Source organism: Pseudomonas sp. GGS8, from assembly GCF_024168645.1.
Classification (GTDB): domain Bacteria; phylum Pseudomonadota; class Gammaproteobacteria; order Pseudomonadales; family Pseudomonadaceae; genus Aquipseudomonas.
The window spans coordinates 953,753-972,159 of the sequence record NZ_JALJWF010000001.1 but is presented as its reverse complement, the minus strand read 5'-3'; the positions used below and the strand labels follow the sequence as shown (position 1 = coordinate 972,159).

General features: G+C 61.6%; 11 protein-coding genes. 8 read left to right on the top strand and 3 right to left on the bottom strand.

The genetic code is table 11. The annotated features are described in order from the left end of the window. Positions 1-177 precede the first annotated feature (177 nt). The 4 genes from J3D54_RS04295 to J3D54_RS04280 all read left to right on the top strand — a co-directional run bounded on the left by J3D54_RS04295 (position 178) and on the right by J3D54_RS04280 (position 6,187). Positions 178-2,385 (top strand): DUF1631 domain-containing protein, encoded by a 2,208-nt coding sequence (locus J3D54_RS04295; protein ID WP_253416834.1) that lies wholly within the window; start codon positions 178-180, stop codon positions 2,383-2,385. Between the two features lie 64 nt (positions 2,386-2,449). After that, positions 2,450-3,025 carry a 1,6-anhydro-N-acetylmuramyl-L-alanine amidase AmpD gene (gene ampD, locus J3D54_RS04290; protein ID WP_253416833.1) on the top strand — a complete coding sequence of 192 codons (576 nt, stop codon included), beginning with the start codon at positions 2,450-2,452 and terminating at the stop codon, positions 3,023-3,025. Then, positions 3,022-3,858 (top strand): regulatory signaling modulator protein AmpE, encoded by an 837-nt coding sequence (gene ampE / locus J3D54_RS04285; protein ID WP_253416832.1) that lies wholly within the window; start codon positions 3,022-3,024, stop codon positions 3,856-3,858. Before ampD ends, ampE begins: the two co-directional genes overlap by 4 nt. A 298-nt stretch (positions 3,859-4,156) precedes the next feature. Continuing rightward, positions 4,157-6,187 (top strand): methyl-accepting chemotaxis protein, encoded by a 2,031-nt coding sequence (locus J3D54_RS04280; protein ID WP_253416831.1) that lies wholly within the window; start codon positions 4,157-4,159, stop codon positions 6,185-6,187. 42 nt (positions 6,188-6,229) lie between these two features. Here the strand turns inward: J3D54_RS04280 and J3D54_RS04275 are convergent, their stop codons facing one another. Together J3D54_RS04275 and cra are read right to left on the bottom strand one after the other, a co-directional pair. After that, a complete protein-coding gene (locus J3D54_RS04275) occupies positions 6,230-7,006 on the bottom strand; it encodes a TatD family hydrolase (RefSeq protein ID WP_253416830.1) in 777 nt (258 codons plus the stop codon). A gap of 3 nt (positions 7,007-7,009) precedes the next feature. After that, positions 7,010-8,005 carry a catabolite repressor/activator gene (cra, locus tag J3D54_RS04270; RefSeq protein WP_253416829.1) on the bottom strand — a complete coding sequence of 332 codons (996 nt, stop codon included), beginning with the start codon at positions 8,003-8,005 and terminating at the stop codon, positions 7,010-7,012. 301 nt (positions 8,006-8,306) lie between these two features. On the opposite strand from cra, the gene ptsP reads away from it, so the two are divergent. From ptsP to J3D54_RS04250, 4 genes are all read left to right on the top strand, one after another. After that, positions 8,307-11,174, top strand: a complete 2,868-nt coding sequence (gene ptsP / locus J3D54_RS04265) for a phosphoenolpyruvate--protein phosphotransferase (RefSeq protein ID WP_253416828.1) — start codon at positions 8,307-8,309, stop codon at positions 11,172-11,174. Then, positions 11,174-12,115, top strand: coding sequence for a 1-phosphofructokinase (pfkB, locus tag J3D54_RS04260; protein WP_253416827.1), 942 nt, complete (start codon positions 11,174-11,176; stop codon positions 12,113-12,115). The genes ptsP and pfkB overlap by 1 nt, the downstream gene beginning before the upstream one ends. Before the next feature lie 11 nt (positions 12,116-12,126). Next, a complete protein-coding gene (locus J3D54_RS04255) occupies positions 12,127-13,866 on the top strand; it encodes a PTS fructose-like transporter subunit IIB (RefSeq protein WP_253416826.1) in 1,740 nt (579 codons plus the stop codon). 189 nt (positions 13,867-14,055) lie between these two features. After that, complete coding sequence (locus J3D54_RS04250; RefSeq protein WP_253416825.1) at positions 14,056-15,597, top strand: alkaline phosphatase; 1,542 nt, start codon at positions 14,056-14,058, stop codon at positions 15,595-15,597. 141 nt (positions 15,598-15,738) lie between these two features. Here J3D54_RS04250 and J3D54_RS04245 read toward each other — a convergent pair whose 3' ends face one another. Further along, entirely contained in the window at positions 15,739-18,267 is a 2,529-nt protein-coding gene (locus J3D54_RS04245) for a sulfite reductase flavoprotein subunit alpha (RefSeq protein WP_253416824.1), read from the bottom strand. Positions 18,268-18,407 lie beyond the last annotated feature (140 nt).

Here is an 18,407-nt window from a genome sequence, read left to right as displayed (position 1 = left end):
AGAGGTCTTTTGCAGATAATTCTGCCTTGTATTTGACGTCATAGCTTTGACGTATCTTTGGGTTCCCGATTATTGAATGACAGCGGGTGGGCGATGTGCCCGCTGAGTGCCGGCTATATGGCCGGCGTGCTCGATCTTTCTTACCGAACCGAAGCATCACCGTTTCAGGAGGCTTGGATGCACAACGACGGGAATGCAGTGCCTTTGCACAAGGCGACTACCGACCAGGCGACTCACTCGCTGCTCGCCCGCCTGCCGGTGATTCTGCTTCAGGTTCGCGACAAGGCTGCTCAACAGCTCAAGCAGGGTCTGCAGGAGCTGTTCGATAACGCCGACGATACCCTGTTCGAAATGGCTGACCGGGCTCGAAACGATGTCGAGCAAAACATCTTCTTCGAAGCCATGCGCGATTTGCGGCTCAAGCGCAAAAATATCGAGCGCGGTTTTCTCGAGCAGTTCCTCGAGGCTTTCCTCAGACTCACGCAGTGCGACACCTCACAGGTTGCCTTGCCTCGGGCATTGGTTTTCGATACCTCGGCGTCGCTATCCCATGACGACATGGAGCGTAATGTGGCGGTGGAAGTCATGGTCGGCAAAGTGCTGAACCGCGACGGTTTCGCCCTCGACCAACTCACCGCCCGACTGAGCACCCTGCTGGGCAAGAAACTGGTCGAACAGCACAATCCCCTGGGGCCGACGCTGCTCTGCGAGTATTTCCTGCAGGCCGGGCGCAACCTGGGGATGGAGATCAAGGTCAAGCTGATCATCCTCAAGTTGTTCGAGCGCTATGTGCTCAGCAACGCTGATCAGCTTTACGCTGAAGCCAATCAATTGCTGATCGCCACCGGCGTGCTGCCGGACCTCAAGCCCGCCCCGGCGCGACGTGCCATCGATCGAGCGGCTGCCAGTGTTCACGCCGACTCTGTCGAGGCCGGGGGGCGCAGCGGCAATCCACAGATTGACGAGGGGGTGCAGGAAGTTTTCGCCGCATTGCAGGAGTTGCTGCTCCATGTGCGCGGCAGCGTTGCGCCGACTCTGGAGGTCAGTGCCCAGACCCAGCCCATCTCCACCCGCGATCTGCTGCGCCTGCTCTCGCACTTGCAGCAATACGTGCCGGCGCTGGCGGTTCAGGACGACTTTGACCTGCGTAATCAGCTCGAACTGCTACTGACCCGGGTCAGTGTCAAAAGCGGCAGGTCGCGGGTGGTCGGGGTGGCCGATGAAGACGTGATCAACCTGATCGCCATGCTCTTCGAATGCATTCTCGATGACCGCAACCTGCCGGACTCCCTCAAGGCGCTGATCGGACGCTTGCAGATCCCGATGTTGAAAGTCGCAGTGCTCGACAAGAGTTTTTTCAGCCGCGGCAGCCACCCCGCCCGGCGCTTGCTAAACGAAATCGCCGCGGCGGCCATGGGCTGGGACGAGTGCGATGACCATGAACGCGACAGTCTGTACCTGCGTATCGAGCAGGTGGTGCAGCGATTGTTGAACGACTTTGTCGATGACCCGGCGATCTTTTCCGAACTGTTGGCGGATTTTCTTGCCTTCACCAATGACGAGCGCCGTCGCAGCGAATTACTCGAGCAGCGCACCCGTGACGCCGAAGAGGGCCGCGCCAGGACCGAACTGGCGCGTCAGCGCGTCGAGCAGGCGCTGAATCAGGCGTTGGTGGGTAAGGTGCTGCCGCACAGCGTGGTGGTGTTTGTCCAGGAGGCCTGGAGCAAAGTGCTGTTGCTGACCAGCCTCAAACACGGTGATCAGTCTGCCGAATGGCACGCCGATGTGCAGACCATGGAGCAGTTGGTCTGGAGCGTGCAGCGCCATGACGAGCCCGACGCGAGCCTGCGCGTGTTGGCGCTGGTGCCGGGGTTGCTCAAGTCGTTGCGCGATGGATTGAACAGCTCGGCATTCGACCCGTTCGCCACCAGCGAGTTTTTCAGCGAGCTGGAAGTTCTGCACGTTCAATTGTTCGAACCTCCGGTCCAGGACAGCGCGCCTGTTGAGGGGCCGATGATGGTCGAAGTGCAGCAGGAAATTGTACTTCGCACCGCTGACGAAGGCCCTGTCGAGACAGCCTCGGTGCGTTTGCCGCAGGACGATGTCGCGCTGCTGCAGGTCGATCAACTGCGCCCGGGGTGCTGGGTCGAGTTTCAGGAAGATGAAGAAAACACCCTGCGCTGCAAGCTGGCGGCGATCATTGAAACCACCGGCAAATACATCTTCGTCGACCGCACCGGGATGAAAGTTCTTGAGCGCAGGCGTACCGGTCTGGCTCTGGAGTTTCGGCGTGGCGCAGTGCGCACGCTGGACGACACCTTGCTGTTCGACCGGGCGTTGGAATCGGTGTTGGGCAACCTGCGGCGTCTCAAACGCGGCAAGTGATCGCGTGCCGAGGGTCTATCGCGGCATACTGGGCACCAACACAGTCGTCGTTGAAGGAACCTGTATGCAGTTGGACCCCGCGAGCGGTTGGTGTCAGGGTGTGCGCATATGCCCCTCGCCCAACTTCAATGCGCGCCCCGAGGGCGAGATCTCCCTGCTGGTGATCCACAATATCAGTCTGCCGCCCGCGCAGTTTCTGACCGGCAAGGTGCAGGAGTTTTTCCAGAATCGACTGGATGTCACGGAACATCCCTATTTTGCAGGGATCGCCGACCTGCGGGTGTCTGCGCACTTTCTGATTGAACGTGACGGCACGGTTACTCAGTTTGTCTCTTGTCTTGAGCGCGCCTGGCACGCTGGCGTCTCGTGTTTCGAGGGACGGGAAACCTGTAACGATTTTTCCGTGGGCATCGAGCTTGAAGGCACGGATGATCTACCGTTCACCGATGCGCAATATGAGACGTTGACGGCCCTTACCCAACAGCTGCAAAGCGCCTTCACGGGCATCACCGCACAACGCATTTGCGGGCATAGCGACATTGCACCCGGGCGCAAGACTGATCCGGGACCGGCGTTCGACTGGGCACGCTATCGTGCGGCCCTGGCAAAAGCCGCTCAGGAAGAAGAGGAGCAACAATGAGTTTTCTAGTGCTGCTGTTAGCGGTCTGGATCGAAAAGTTCTCGGCCCTGCGCCATCGGGTTCAACGTGATGCTGGTTGGGTGCGCGAGCTGAACAAGCTTGAATCGAGCCCACGCATGACTCACCGTCCGTGGCTGATACTGGTGGTGCTGGTGTTGCTGCCGGTGGCGCTGCTGGGGTTGCTGTTGGTGGTGCTGGACCCGGTGGCCTATGGCTTGCTGGCGTTGCCTGTGCACTTGTTGGTGGTGATTTACAGTCTGGGGCGTGGCGATCTGCTGGCCGGCCTCGGACCGTTTCGCGATGCCTGGCGCCGGGAAGACCTGCAGGCCGCCGCCCATGTCGCCAAACGTGACCTGGATATCTGCGCTGACAACGGCGAGCAGTTGCTGGAACGGGTGCAAGGGTATCTGCTGTGGGAGGCCTATCAGAGCTTTTTCGCGGTGATCTTCTGGTACTTCCTGCTGGGCCCGGTTGCGGCCCTGAGCTATCGACTGCTGGCGCTGGCCGAAGAGCATGGTCAGAACCCGGCCGTGGTCGAGCGTGCCGCGCAGCTGCGTCATGCGTTCGATTGGGTGCCGGTGCGACTGCTGGCGGCGAGCTTTGCGCTGGTCGGCAACTTTGTCGCGGTCAGCCGGGTGATGCTGCACGAACTGCTGAACTGGAATATCAGCGCTGCCCAGTTGATCGAGAAGGTCGGGCTGGTGGCCGGTGAAATTCCGGCACCGGTGGTTGGCCCGGACGGCATCAACAGCCTGGACCGGATCTGGGAACTGCTGCTGCGCGCGGCGGTGCTTTGGTATGCCGGGTTTGCGTTGTGGACAGTTTTGCACTAAGCCTGTGGCGAGGGGGCTTGCCCCCGTTGGGTCGCGAAGCGGCCCCCCAGCGCCCTTTCAGTCAGATCGAGTTGTCCGGATTTACGACTGCTTCGCAGCCGAACGGGGCGATGCGGCGTTCCGACAAGCCCCCTCGCCACAAGGGGCTCATCCGCTCCAACAACGGCAACCCTGTAGTTAACCTTAAGTTACAAAACCTCCCTCCGATTTAGGCTATACAGAGGCAGCGCCAATAGTGGCTATCTGCTGTCTCTGCGCGCCTGCCAATAAAAATAAGAAATCAAAGGGAGACTTCACAGTGAAGAGCTTGCTCTATCCCGCCGTCGCGCTGATGAACCGCCTGAGCTTCGGCATGAAGTTCAGCCTGATCAGCGTGCTGTTCCTCGTGCCGATGCTGGTGACCAATTTCTATCTGGTGCGTGATTCCTATCGCGAATTCCAGGGCACCCAGGTCGAGTTGCAGAGCCTCGACCTGTTGGGCAGCGGCCTGAGCCTGCGTCGGGACCTGGAGACCCTGAACAACCTGGTACAGATCAACGTCACCCTGGGCCAGTCCGGCAAGGCCGATCATGTCGAATCGACGATCAGTGCCCTGGAGCAAAGCGTTCTTAGCCGTTTGCAAGGGCTGGTGGCGATGACCACTGACCCGGAGCAAATCACGTTTTTCGATGGCAAACGCGATGAAATGATCGCCGCGTTCAAGGCCCAGCAAGCGGAAAACTCCCTGCAGAGTAAAAGTGCGCTGATCGGCAAGTTGCTCGGCAACGCGCAGATTTTCAGCCAGATCATTGCCAGTCAGGCCGGCCTGAGCCGCGACAGCCAGAGCGACATGCGTCAGCTGAGCGAACTCATTACCAACGTCACGCCGGCCGTTACCCAGATACTCGGCGAAGGCCGGGCGATGGGGGCTTACTCGCTGGGGCAGGGCTTTCTCAATTCGGCCTCGAGCACCCGATTCGATGAGTTGCTGGCGCAGATCGAAAAACTTCAGGCCGAATACGGCCTGAAGTTGAAGGATGCACTGGGCTCCAGTAAAGCCGCGTACGAAACCCTGGCTGCACAGGCAGAAAGCAGCAAGGCCTCCCTGAAAAAGGCCAGTGAACTGTTCGAAGAACAGGTGGTGATGGCCGACACCCTTGATGCGCCGTGGCAGGCCTTTTTCGATCAAGTCACGGGCCTGATGGACCAGACCTATCAACTCAACGAAGCCACCCTGAAGTTTCTCGGCACCCAGTTGCAGCAGCGGCTCGAGCAGCACCGTACCCACATGGTGTTGCAGGCGGTGGCGCTGGCGCTGGTGTTTGTGTTGATTTTTTACCTCTATGGCGGGTTCTACGCCTCGACCCGCACCACCCTCAAGCGTCTTGGCGCGGTGATGGATACGGTGGCGGCCGGTGACATGACTGTGACTTTTAGCGCCAACAGCCGCGATGAACTGGGCGAGTTGGGCGAGGTGTTCACCGGCACCGTGAAGAAAATCCATGACCTGATCGAGCGAGTGGGCCAGACCGTCAGCGAGGTCGAGCGCCAGGCCGGGCAGGTCGAAAGCGTGTCCGCCCAGAGCAACCTGGCGGTGGCGGGGCAGCGTACGCAGATCGAACAGGTCGCCACGGCGATGAACCAGATGTCGGCCACTTCTCAGGAGGTGGCGCGCAGTGCCGCTGCGGCCGTCAGCAGCGCCCACAGCGTCAATGACGAGACCATCAGCGGGCGCGGATTGGTGGAGTCCCAGCAAGGCAGCATCGCTGCACTGGCCAGCGAGATCGATCAGTCGGTGCGGGTGATCAATCAGCTGGCCAGCGACAGTCAGTCCATCAGCCGTGTGCTGGAAGTGATCAAAAGCATTGCCGAACAGACCAATCTGCTGGCCCTCAACGCCGCCATCGAAGCCGCGCGCGCGGGCGAGCAGGGCCGTGGTTTTGCGGTGGTGGCGGATGAGGTCCGGACCCTGGCCAAACGCACCCAGCAATCGACCGAAGAAATCGAGCAGATGATCGCCAAGCTGCACAGCGGTGTCGGTGCGGCGGTCAAGGCGATGGGCACTAGCCATCAGATGGCTAGTGGCACGGTCGGGCAGTCGGAAAAGGTCCAGCAGGCGCTGGAAAACATCGTCGGCGCCGTCGGCATGATCGTCGACCAGAACCAGCAGATTGCCGCTGCGGTAGAGCAGCAGACCGCCGTGGCTCACGATATCGACCAGAACATCGTCGAGATCAACCGCGCCGGCGAGCGTACCGCCGAAGGCGCGCACCAGACCGAGACGGCGAGCCGGGCGTTATCGGCGCAGGTGGTGGAGCTCAAGCAATTGATCAGCGCGTTCCGGGTTTGATGCCACGAACCCGCTCCCACAGGGAATGTGTGTAGCGACTGATTACCAGTTGAACAGCTCACACGCATTGGCGGTGCTGGCGGCAGCCAGTTGTTCGGGGCTGATCGCCATGAGGGCAGCCAGTGCCTCGCAGATCGCCGGCAGATGAGCCGGGCTGTTGCGTTGGCCGGGGAACATGGCGGGAGCCATGTCTGGTGAGTCGGTTTCCAGTACCACCGACTCAAGGGGCAAACCGGCAATCACCCGGTGCATGCGCAAGGCTTGCGGCCAGGTCGCGGCGCCGCCGAGGCCGAGTTTGAAACCGAGCTTGATGTATTCGCGAGCCTCTTCCTGGCTGCCGGCGAAGGCATGAATGATCCCCGCCCGTTTCAAGCGAAACTGTTTGAGCGTGGCAATCACCGCCGCGTGGCTGCGTCGCACATGAATCAACGCTGGAAGGTTGAAGTCCGCCGCCAGTTGCAGTTGGGCATCGAACAGCGTTTGCTGACGTTCACGATCGAGGGTTTCGATGAAGTAATCCAGACCAATCTCGCCCACCGCGCATAGCTGCCGATGGCCCGCTAATCGCGTCAGCCAGTCACCGAGTTCGGTCAAATCTTCAGGGCGATGGTCATCCAGATACACCGGGTGCAAACCGAACGCCGCATGCAGATCGGGATCACGTTGCACCAGCTCCCAGACTCGCTGCCAATTGGCCTGATACACCCCCAGCACCACCATCCGCCGCACGCCGAGCGCACGGCTCTCGGCCAGTAATGCCTGACGATCTTCGTCGAAGTCCGGAAAATCCAGATGAGTGTGGGTGTCGATCAGTTCCACGGGTCAATCCTGACGAATACGCTGCTTGAACGTCCGCGCGATGGCCAGCACGCCCGGTTGGTAATCGGCCTGCTCGATGGCGGCCACTGCCAGTTCCAGGGCTTTGTCGGCGATCAGTTGATGTTGCTGAGACATAGCGTTGACCGGCAGCGGCAGGAAGTCCAGCAACTGCGTATCACCGAAGGTGCCCAGGCGCAGCGGGCGGGTTTTCAGCGGGAAGTCGTGCAAGGCATCGAATACGCCCTGAAGCAGCACGTAGGACGTGGTCACCAGCGCATCCGGCAAATGGCCCAGGCGTTGAATTAATTCTTCCATCAATTGTTTGCCGCATTCACGACTGAACGACTCGCCGTGTTCGATCAGCGCCTCGCCTTTGAAGCCGTTCAGCGCTTCTTTGAAGCCCGTCGCCCGCTCTTGGCTGATACTCAATTCAGGGCGGGCGCCGAGCAGCGCGATTTGTTTTGGCAGCGGGTCCAACAGGCTGCGGGTCAGGTGCAGGCTGGCTTCACGATCGTCGCTGATCACCGAGCAGAAGTGCTCAGGTTCCATCACCCGGTCGATGGCGATGATCGGAATGCCTTTGGCCTGCAACTGGTGATAGCTGTCGTCGCCGGCCGGCAGGCAACTGGCGACGATCAGCGCATCGCAGCGGCGGGCGCGGAACAGTTGCAGCAATTGCCGTTCGCTGTCCGGCGCATCGTCGGAGCTGGCGATCAGCAGCTGATAGCCGCGCGCCCGGGCGCCTTGTTCCAGCAGTTTGGCGATTCGCGCGTAACTGGGGTTTTCCAGGTCCGGCAGAATGAAGCCCAAGGTGCGGGTGTGCCGACTGCGCAGTCCGGCAGCTTGCGGGTTGGGCGTGAAGCCATGTTGTTCGACCACTGCCCGCACGCGCTCAACGGTGGCGCTGCTGATGCGTTGCTGTTCGGCCTTGCCATTGATGACGTAACTGGCGGTGGTCACGGAGACGCCGGCCAATTGTGCAATATCACTGAGTTTCAACCCGGGTTTTCCTTTTTTATTCGAGTTTGCCCGACATTTTCGCCAATCCTACCCGATTGAGGCAGGCGACCATTGTCGCAGCACATCCGATAATTGGACTTCAAGGATGAGACATTATCGAGTAACGTGCCTAAGATTCTAGATTAAACGTTTCAGCAGGCGTATTTTCTACGTTATAGGTCGCTTTGGCCGGTTCTGCCGCAAAACCGCCAAAACTGCGTCTGAAAAGGTGTCCTCAAACGCCTAAGCTGAATCAATCAAAACAATACCTGGCGTCACACGGCGCCAAAAAGGAGAAAGCATGCTCGAGCTCACCATAGAGCAGATATCCATGGGCCAGTCGGCTGTGGATAAAGCCACCGCCCTGCAATTGCTCGCTGACCGACTCATGACCGATGGCCTGGTGGCTGACGGTTACCTCGCAGGCTTGCAGGCCCGGGAAGCCCAGGGCTCGACCTTTCTCGGCCAAGGTATTGCCATCCCCCACGGCACTCCGGAAACCCGCGATCAGGTATTCGCCACCGGCGTTCGGCTGATGCAGTTCCCAGATGGCGTGGACTGGGGCGATGGCCAGATCGTTTATCTGGCCATCGGTATCGCCGCCAAATCCGATGAACATTTGCGCCTGCTGCAATTGCTGACCCGTGCCCTCGGTGAAACCGACCTGGGCCAGGCCCTGCGCCGCGCCAGTTCCGCCGAAGCCTTGCTGAAGCTGCTGCAAGGCGCACCGCAAGAGCTGGCGCTGGACGCACAGATGATCGGCCTCGGTGTGTCCGCCGATGACTTCGAAGAGCTGGTTTGGCGCGGTGCCCGTTTGCTGCGTCAGGCCGATTGCGTGAGCAACGGTTTTGCCGGCGTCTTGCAGCAGGTCGAAGCGTTGCCGCTGGGCGATGGCCTGTGGTGGCTGCACAGCGAGCAAACAGTGAAGCGTCCGGGCCTGGCGTTCGTTACCCCGGACAAACCCATCCGCTACCTCGGTCAGCCGTTGAGCGGGCTGTTCTGCCTGGCCAGCCTCGGTGAAGCCCATCAGGCGCTGCTCGAACGTCTTTGCGCGTTGCTGATTGAAGGTCGCGGCCATGAATTGGGCCGTGCCACCAGCAGCCGCGCGGTGCTGGAAGTCCTTGGCGGTGAAGTGCCGGCGGACTGGCCGAGCGCACGCATTGCCCTGGCCAACGCCCACGGTTTGCATGCGCGCCCGGCGAAGATCCTCGCGCAACTGGCGAAAAGTTTTGAAGGCGAGATCCGTATACGCATCGTCGATGGCCACGACAGCGCGGTGTCGGTGAAGAGTTTGAGCAAACTGCTCAGCCTTGGCGCCCGTCGCGGTCAGGTGCTGGAGCTCATCGCCGAACCGGTCATCGCCGCCGACGCCTTGCCGGCCTTGCTGGCGGCCATCGAAGAAGGCCTCGGTGAAGAAGTCGAGCCGCTACCGGTGGTGAGCCAGCAACGCGAAGTGCTTGTGGAGGTGGAGGTCGCCGAAGCGCTGATCGCGCCGAAGTCCGGCAGCCTGATTCAGGCGATTGCCGCGGCACCCGGGATCGCCATCGGTCCGGCGCATATTCAAGTGCTGCAAGTCATCGATTACCCGCTGCGCGGTGAGTCCGCCGCCATCGAGCGTGACCGTCTCAAGCAAGCGCTGGCCGATGTGCGTCGTGACATCGAAGGCCTGATCGAACGCAGCAAGGCCAAGGCGATTCGCGAGATTTTCATCACCCATCAGGAAATGCTCGACGATCCGGAATTGACCGACGAAGTCGAAACCCGCCTCAAGCAAGGTGAAAGTGCCGAAGCGGCGTGGATGACGGTGATCGAAGCCGCCGCCAAACAACAGGAAGCGCTGCAGGACGCGTTGCTCGCCGAACGTGCCGCCGACTTGCGCGACATTGGCCGTCGGGTGCTGGCGCATTTGTGTGGCGTCGAAACCCAGGCCGAGCCTGAGCAACCGTACATTCTGGTGATGGATGAAGTCGGCCCGTCCGACGTGGCTCGTCTTGATCCGACCCGCGTCGCCGGCATCCTCACCGCTCGTGGTGGTGCCACCGCCCACAGCGCGATCGTCGCCCGAGCCCTCGGTATTCCGGCATTGGTAGGTGCCGGTGCCGCCGTATTGCTGCTGAAGCCGGGCACGCCGCTGTTGATCGATGGCCAACGCGGCCGCCTGCACGTGGACGCCGATGCCGCGACCCTGCAGCGCGCCACCGAAGAGCGCGACACCCGCGAACTGCGCCTGAAAGCCGCCGCTGAACAACGCCATCAACCGGCGCTGACCACCGACGGCCACCCCGTGGAGGTGTTCGCCAATATCGGTGAAAGCGCCGGCGTCACCAGCGCGGTGGAGCAGGGCGCCGAAGGCATTGGCCTGTTGCGCACCGAACTGATTTTCATGGCTCACTCGCAAGTGCCGGACGAAGCAACCCAGGAAGTCGAATACCGTCGCGTACTCGATGGTCTTGCCGGGCGGCCGCTGGTGGTGCGCACCCTCGACGTCGGTGGCGACAAACCGCTGCCGTACTGGCCGATCGCCAAAGAAGAGAACCCGTTCCTCGGCGTGCGTGGCATTCGCCTGACCCTGCAACGTCCGCAGGTCATGGAAGCGCAATTGCGCGCCTTGCTGCGTGCGGCGGATAACCGTCCCTTGCGGATCATGTTCCCGATGGTCGGCAGCGTCGATGAGTGGCGCCAGGCCCGGGATATGACCGAGCGTCTGCGCCTGGAAATCCCGGTTGCGGACCTGCAACTGGGGATCATGATCGAAGTGCCGTCGGCTGCCTTGCTGGCGCCGGTACTGGCCAAAGAGGTGGACTTCTTCAGCGTCGGCACCAACGACCTGACCCAGTACACCCTGGCCATCGACCGTGGTCATCCGACTTTGTCGGCCCAGGCTGACGGCTTGCATCCGGCGGTGCTGCAACTGATCGACATCACCGTGCGTGCGGCTCATGCTCATGGCAAGTGGGTCGGCGTATGCGGTGAGCTGGCGGCCGATCCGCTGGCGGTGCCGGTGCTGGTGGGTCTGGGTGTGGATGAGTTGAGCGTGTCGGGCCGCAGCATTGCCGAGGTCAAGGCGCGCATTCGTGAACTCAGCCTGACCCAGACTCAAACCCTTGCCCAACAGGCCCTGGCCATGGGCAGCGCGAACGAAGTCCGCGCATTAGTGGAGGCCCTGTAATGGCCAAGATCTTAACCCTGACCCTTAATCCGGCACTGGACCTCACCGTTCAATTGCCGGTACTTGTTCCCGGTCAGGTCAATCGTAGCGACGAAATGCACACCCACGCCGCCGGCAAAGGGGTGAATGTGGCGCAGGTATTGGCCGACCTCGGGCATCAGTTGACTGTCAGCGGATTTCTCGGGGAAGACAACCTTCAGGCGTTCGAAGCCCTGTTCGCCAAGCGCGGCTTTACCGACGCGTTTATCCGCGTCCCCGGCGAGACTCGCAGCAACATCAAACTGGCGGAAAGCGATGGGCGCATCACCGACATCAACGGCCCGGGGCCGCGGGTCAGTGAAGCGGCGCAGCAGGCTTTGCTCGATCGGCTCGATCAGATTGCCCCAGGGCATGACGCCGTCGTGGTGGCCGGCAGTTTGCCCCGTGGCGTGAGTGCCCAATGGTTGCGGGAGTTGATCCTGCGCTTGAAAAAACGTGGCTTGAACGTTGCGCTCGACACCAGCGGTGAAGCCTTGCGTGCTGGCCTGTCGGCCGGCCCGTGGCTGATCAAACCCAACACCGAAGAGCTGGCTGAGGCACTGGATTGCGAAGTGGTTTCCGTGGGCGCCCAAGCCGAGGCAGCGAGCCGTTTGCATGCTCAAGGTATCGAGCACGTGGTGATTTCCCACGGTGCGGACGGGGTGAACTGGTTCAGCGTCGGCTCGGCCATGCACGCCACGCCGCCCAAGGTCAGCGTGGTCAGCACCGTCGGTGCGGGGGATTCGTTGCTGGCGGGCATGCTGCACGGCTTGCTCAGTGCCGATACGCCTGAACAGACCTTGCGCACCGCCACTGCGATTGCCGCCATGGCCGTGACTCAGATCGGGTTTGGCATCGGCGACGCCGCGCAACTGGCGCAGCTCGAACAGGGCGTGCGCGTGCGCCTCCTGACAGAACAATAAGAGGGTTTGCAATGAAATTAGCCATTGTTACGGCCTGCCCGAACGGCATGGTCACCAGTGTGCTGTGCGCTCGTCTGCTCGATGCAGCGGCCCAGCGTCAGGGCTGGAGCACCAGCGTCGAAGTGGTTGACGCAGCCCATCCGGAACGCCAACTGTCGGCGGCGACCCTCGAGGCTGCCGAGTGGGTGTTGCTGGTCACCAGCGCGCCGGTGGATATGTCGCGCTTTGTCGGTAAACGTGTGTTCCAGAGCACCCCGGCCCAAGCCCTGCAAGATGTCGAAGCGGTGCTGTGTCGCGGGGTAGAAGAGGCTGAAGTTTACGTTGCAGCCGCCGCCGTCACCGAGCCTGCATCCGTGGTTAAGAGTGCGCCACGGCTGGTGGCTGTCACCGCGTGCCCGACCGGTGTCGCCCACACCTTCATGGCCGCCGAAGCCTTGCAGCAAGCGGCCAAGCGTCTGGGTTACGACCTGCAAGTGGAAACCCAAGGCTCGGTTGGCGCGCGCAATCCGCTGAGCGCAGAGGCGATTGCCGATGCCGACGTGGTGCTGCTGGCGGCCGATATCGACGTTGCCACCGAGCGTTTCGCCGGCAAGAAAATCTATCGCTGCGGCACTGGCATCGCCCTGAAACAGGCTGAAGCGACGCTGAACAAAGCCCTGGCCGAAGGCAAGCAGGAAAGCGCCGCGACCGGCGCCAAAGGCCCGGCCAAGCAAGAGAAGACCGGCATCTACAAGCACCTGCTGACCGGTGTGTCGTACATGTTGCCGATGGTGGTGGCGGGTGGTCTGATGATCGCCTTGTCCTTCGTGTTCGGCATCACCGCGTTCAAGGAGCAAGGCACGCTCGCGGCGGCGCTGATGCAGATCGGCGGCGAGAGCGCATTCAAACTGATGGTGCCGCTGCTGGCGGGTTACATCGCCTACTCGATCGCTGACCGCCCGGGCCTGGCGCCGGGGATGATCGGTGGTTTGCTGGCGAGCACCCTGGGCGCCGGTTTCATCGGCGGGATCATTGCCGGTTTCATTGCCGGCTATGCGGCCCAGGCGATCAATCGCTATGCGCGCTTGCCGCAAAGTCTTGAGGCGCTGAAACCGATTCTGATCATTCCGTTGCTGGCGAGCCTGTTTACCGGTCTGGTGATGATCTACGTGGTCGGCAAACCGGTGGCCGGGATGCTCGCCGGGCTCACCCACTTCCTCGACAGCATGGGCACCACCAACGCCATTCTGCTCGGTGTGCTGCTGGGCGGGATGATGTGCGTCGACCTCGGCGGGCCGATCAACAAGGCGGCTTACGCGTTTTCGGTGGGGCTGCTGGCATCGCAGAGTTATGCACCGATGGCCGCGACCATGGCCGCCGGCATGGTGCCGCCGATCGGGCTGGGCATCGCCACGTTCATCGCCCGGCGCAAGTTCGCCCAGACGGAACGCGAGGCCGGTAAAGCGGCGCTGGTGCTGGGGCTGTGCTTTATCTCCGAAGGGGCGATTCCATTCGCGGCCAAAGACCCGTTGCGGGTGATACCGGCGAGCATCGCCGGCGGTGCACTGACCGGTGCGTTGTCGATGTATTTCGGCTGCAAACTGATGGCGCCGCACGGTGGATTGTTCGTGATGCTGATTCCGAATGCGATCAACCATGCGCTGTTGTATCTACTGGCGATTGTCGCCGGGAGTCTGCTGACGGCGGTGGCGTATGCGCTGCTCAAGCGGCCGGAAACAGTGGAACTGGCGCTGGAACCGGCCAACGCTTAACAGCGACGCCAAACCCTGTGGAAGCGAGCCTGCTCGCGATGAGGCCATTACATTCAGCATTGATGCTGGCTGTCAGACCGCATCGCGAGCACGCTCGCTCCCACAAAGGATTTGTGGTGTTGGCTGATTTTTTTGTCATGCCTGATTCACACCGCCATGCTTTAGTTTCCCTTTTTCAGGGAGAGCACCATGAGCGAATTCGACCTCGGCCGCCGTCGTGTCATGCAAGCTGTCGGGGCCGGGCTATTGCTGCCCGGCCTGGCTCCGGCGGTGATTGCTTCGGTCAATGATCGGCCGCAACTCACCGACGGTGTGCAGTCCGGCGATCTGTTGGGTGACCGGGCGATGATCTGGAGCCGTAGTGACCGTGCGGCGCGGATGGTGGTGGAATGGGACACGCGCAGCCTGTTCAGCAACCCACGTCGATTCGTCTCGCCGCTGGCCGATGCCCGCACCGATTTCACCGCACGGGTCGAACTCACTGGCCTGCCCGCCGATCAGGCGATTTTCTACCGCGTGACGTTCGAGGACGCCCAGAGCGGTGTCGCCAGTGAACCCTGGTTCGGTCATCTGCGCAGTGTGCCAAGCGCTCGGCGGGATATTCGGTTTGTCTGGAGTGGCGATACCGTCGGCCAGGGCTTCGGCATCAATCCGGACATCGGCGGCATGCGCATCTATGAAGCCATGCGTCTGCGTCTGCCGGACTTCTTTATCCACAGCGGCGACACCATCTACGCCGATGGCCCGGTGCCGGCGCAACTGACCACCGAAAGCGGGCGGGTGTGGCGCAACATCACCAGCGAAGCCAAGAGCAAAGTCGCCGAAACCCTCGACGAGTATCGCGGCAATTACCGCTACAACCTGATGGACGACAACATCCGCCGCTTCAACGCCGAAGTGCCGCAGATCTGGCAGTGGGACGACCACGAAGTGGTGAACAACTGGTCGCCGGGCAAGCAACTGGATGATCGCTACAAGAGCAAAGATATCCACAGCCTGGTGGGCCGCGCGCGGCAGGCCTGGCTCGAATATGCACCGATGCGTTTACAGAGCGCCGACGGTGGCGGGCGGATTTATCGCAAGTTGAGTTATGGGCCGATGCTCGATGTGTTCGTGCTCGACATGCGCAGTTATCGCGGTGCCAACGATGACAACCTCGGTGCTGCCAAGCCGTTCCTCGGTCGCGAACAATTGGACTGGCTCAAACGTGAATTGAAAGGCTCTCAGGCTCAATGGAAAGTCATCGCCGCCGACATGCCCATCGGCCTCGGCGTACCCGACGGCGAAGTCAGCCCTGGTGTGGCGCGTTGGGAGGCGGTGGCCAACGGTGATCCGGGCCCGGCTCAGGGCCGTGAACTGGAGATCGCTGAATTGCTCGGCTTTCTGCGGGCGCAGCAGGTGCGCAATTTCGTCTGGCTGACGGCGGATGTGCATTACTGTGCGGCGCATCATTATCATCCTGATCGCGCGGCGTTCCAGGACTTCGAACCGTTCTGGGAGTTTGTCGCGGGGCCATTGAATGCGGGGAGCTTCGGGCCGAATACGCTGGATAAAACCTTCGGGCCCGAAGTGGTGTTCCAGAAGGCTCCACCGGCGCAGAACACCTCGCCATTTGCCGGGTTTCAGTTTTTTGGCGAGGTGAATATCGATGGGCAGACCGGGGAGTTGAGCGTTGTGCTGCGGGATCTGGATGGGGTGGGGGTGTTTGAGCGTAAGTTGCAGCCGGGTTGAGGCTGGCAACAATCGTTTGAGCAGACATCGATCAAATAGTGTGGGAGCGGGCTTGCCCGCGATTGCGGACTGTCAGCAACATCGATGCTGGATGTGATGGCCTCATCGCGGGCAAGCCCGCTCCCACAGGGATCAACGGTGTCAGTAGACGTCGCGGCGGTAGCGGCCTTGTTCGATCAGACGCTCGACTTCATCCGCACCCAGCACGTCGTTAAGCACCTGATCCACCCCCGATGCCATCCCCTGCAAACTGCCGCAGATGTAAATCACGGCGCCATCGGCCAGCCATTTCTTCAGCTCGCCGGCAGCCTCGCGCAGGCGATCCTGCACATAGATTTTCTCGGCCTGATCGCGGGAAAACGCCAGGTCCAGACGCGTCAGATCACCGTTGATCAACCACTCTTCCAGCTCGGCACGGCACAGAAAATCGTGTTCGCGATTACGCTCGCCGAACAGCAACCAGTGACGCTGTTGCCCGTCGGCAATCCGTGCCTTGAGCAAGCTGCGCAACCCGGCCAACCCGGTGCCGTTGCCCAGCAAGATCATCGGTACCGCCTCGTTCGGCAGATGGAAACCACTGTTGCGCCGCACCCGCAGGCTGATGTGAGCACCTACCGGGACGTGTTCGGTCAACCAGCCGGAACCGATGCCCAGGCTGCCATCGGGGTGCAGTTCCTGGCGCACGATCAATTCCAGCACGCCGTCGGCGGCGATCGAGGCGATGGAGTATTCGCGCATGGCCAGCGGCACCAACGCGTTCACCAGCGCTTGCGCGTGCAGGCCGACCAGATGAGCGCGGTTCTCGGGCAGTTGGCGGCTGGCCAGGGCTTGCTCCAGAGTTTGCGACAGGCCATCGAGTTCAACCGTGGCCCGACCGTCAATCCCCAGGCCATCGAGGAAATGCTCGATCGCCCAGGCGCCATTGCGCGGCAGCACCTCCACCAGATCACCGGCCAGCCAACTGCTGGTAGTGGGGGCAGTGAGGCCCAGCAAATATACGGGCGAACCGCTGCTGTCCGGGTTCATCAGCTCGCGACGGGTCAGGGTCCAGTTGTCGTAACTGGGCGCTTGCCAGGTGTCGACCGGCGCCTGGCCAGTCAGCAGACCGAGTTGCTGTTGCCAGTGACGCAGGGCGTAGGGGTCGCCGCTGTCGACTTCCACCGGGGCGAACAAGGTCTTGCCGCCGTGCTCGCCGAGCCAGGTGTGCAAGCGACGGGCGAAGCCGCAGAAGTGTTGATACTGGCGGTCGCCGAGGCCGAGCACGGCATAGTTGAGGCTTTCGAGGCTCAGCATACGACCCAGCACCTTGCGTTCGAAACCGCGGGCGCTGTCCGGCGCTTCGCCGTCGCCGAAGGTGCTGACCACAAACAGTGCGTTGCTGGAATCTCGCAGGTCCTGTTCGCTGACATTGGCCAGCGGCTGAACCTTCACCGGTAATCCGGCGGCCTGTAATTGCCCGGCAGTCTGCCAGGCGAGCTGCTCGGCAAACCCGCTCTGGCTGGCGAAGCCGATCAGCCATGCCGGTGCGTCGCTACCCGGTTGCTCAAGGCCTTTACGGGCATCCTTGATCTGACGTTTCTTGCGCCGACGGTCCAGGTACAGCAACCAGCCCGTGACGAAAAACAGCGGCATGCTCAGCGCGGCGATGGTCAGGATGATTCGCCCGACCATCCCGAAATAACTGCCGACGTGCAGTGCATAGATGCTGGTCAGCAACTGCGCCTTGAGGCTCTTGTCGCTGTAACGGTCATGACGGCTGATGGCGCCGGTCACCGGATCGAGGGTGATCTGGTTCCGCGCCTGGTCGTGGGGCGAATCCTTCAGCAGGTAGAACACGGTTGCCGGTTGTCCGGCCACTGGCGGCATCCGAACGTTGTAGGACGAAAGACCAGGGCCGGCGGCGCTGTAGATGCTGCTCCACATGGCGGCGTAATCGGCGGTAGGGGCCGGGCCGCTGGGCGCGGGGCCGCGACCATTGCGGACCCGCTCGTTTTGCGGCGAATCGGAAAGCAGCCTAGTCAGGCCTTTGTTGTACCACTCGTACGACCAGGACAACCCGGTCAGCGCCGCCAAAAGGTAGAACAGCAGGCACCAGGTGCCGGCCACTGAGTGCAGGTCCCAGTTGAAGCTGCGGCCCTTTTTCTTCCAGTCCAGCGTCAGCCAGGCGCGCCAGCTTTTCCACTGGCGCGGCCAGCGCAGGTACAGGCCGGACAGGCAGAAGAACAGCAGAATCAGCGTACAGGCACCGGTGATCTGCCGACCGGTATCGCCCATGGCGAGGAAGCGGTGCAGTTGCAGCATCAGGGCGAAGAAGTCCTGACCTGTGACCTCGCCCATGAACTCGGCGGTGTACGGGTCGAAGTAGCGCATCTGCCCGCGACGTTCACCTGGCGGCGCCGTGAAGATCACCCGCGCGGCGTTGCCGCTATCGGTCTCGACCCAGAGCATCGAGACGGTCTTGCCCGAAGCACCTTCGATTTTTTCCACCAGTTCGGCCGGTGGCAGCACGCCGGCGATCTGCTTCTCGGCGTGCAGCACAGAGGGGTTCAGCGCCCGCAGGATTTCATCCTGAAACGATACGGCCGCCCCGGTAATGCCCATCAGGGCCAGGACCAGTCCGGCGCTGATGCCGAAAAACCAGTGCAACTGGAACAGGGATTTCTTCAACACGTCGCTCGCCTTGTTCGTTCAAAAGTCATCATCACGGCGCGCATTATGCCGTGAGTTGTCGAGAAGCATTCTTTTTTACACGCAAAAACCCCGCTCACTTTGATGAGCGGGGCTTTTGCCAGAGAGCTTTGGCCTTCACG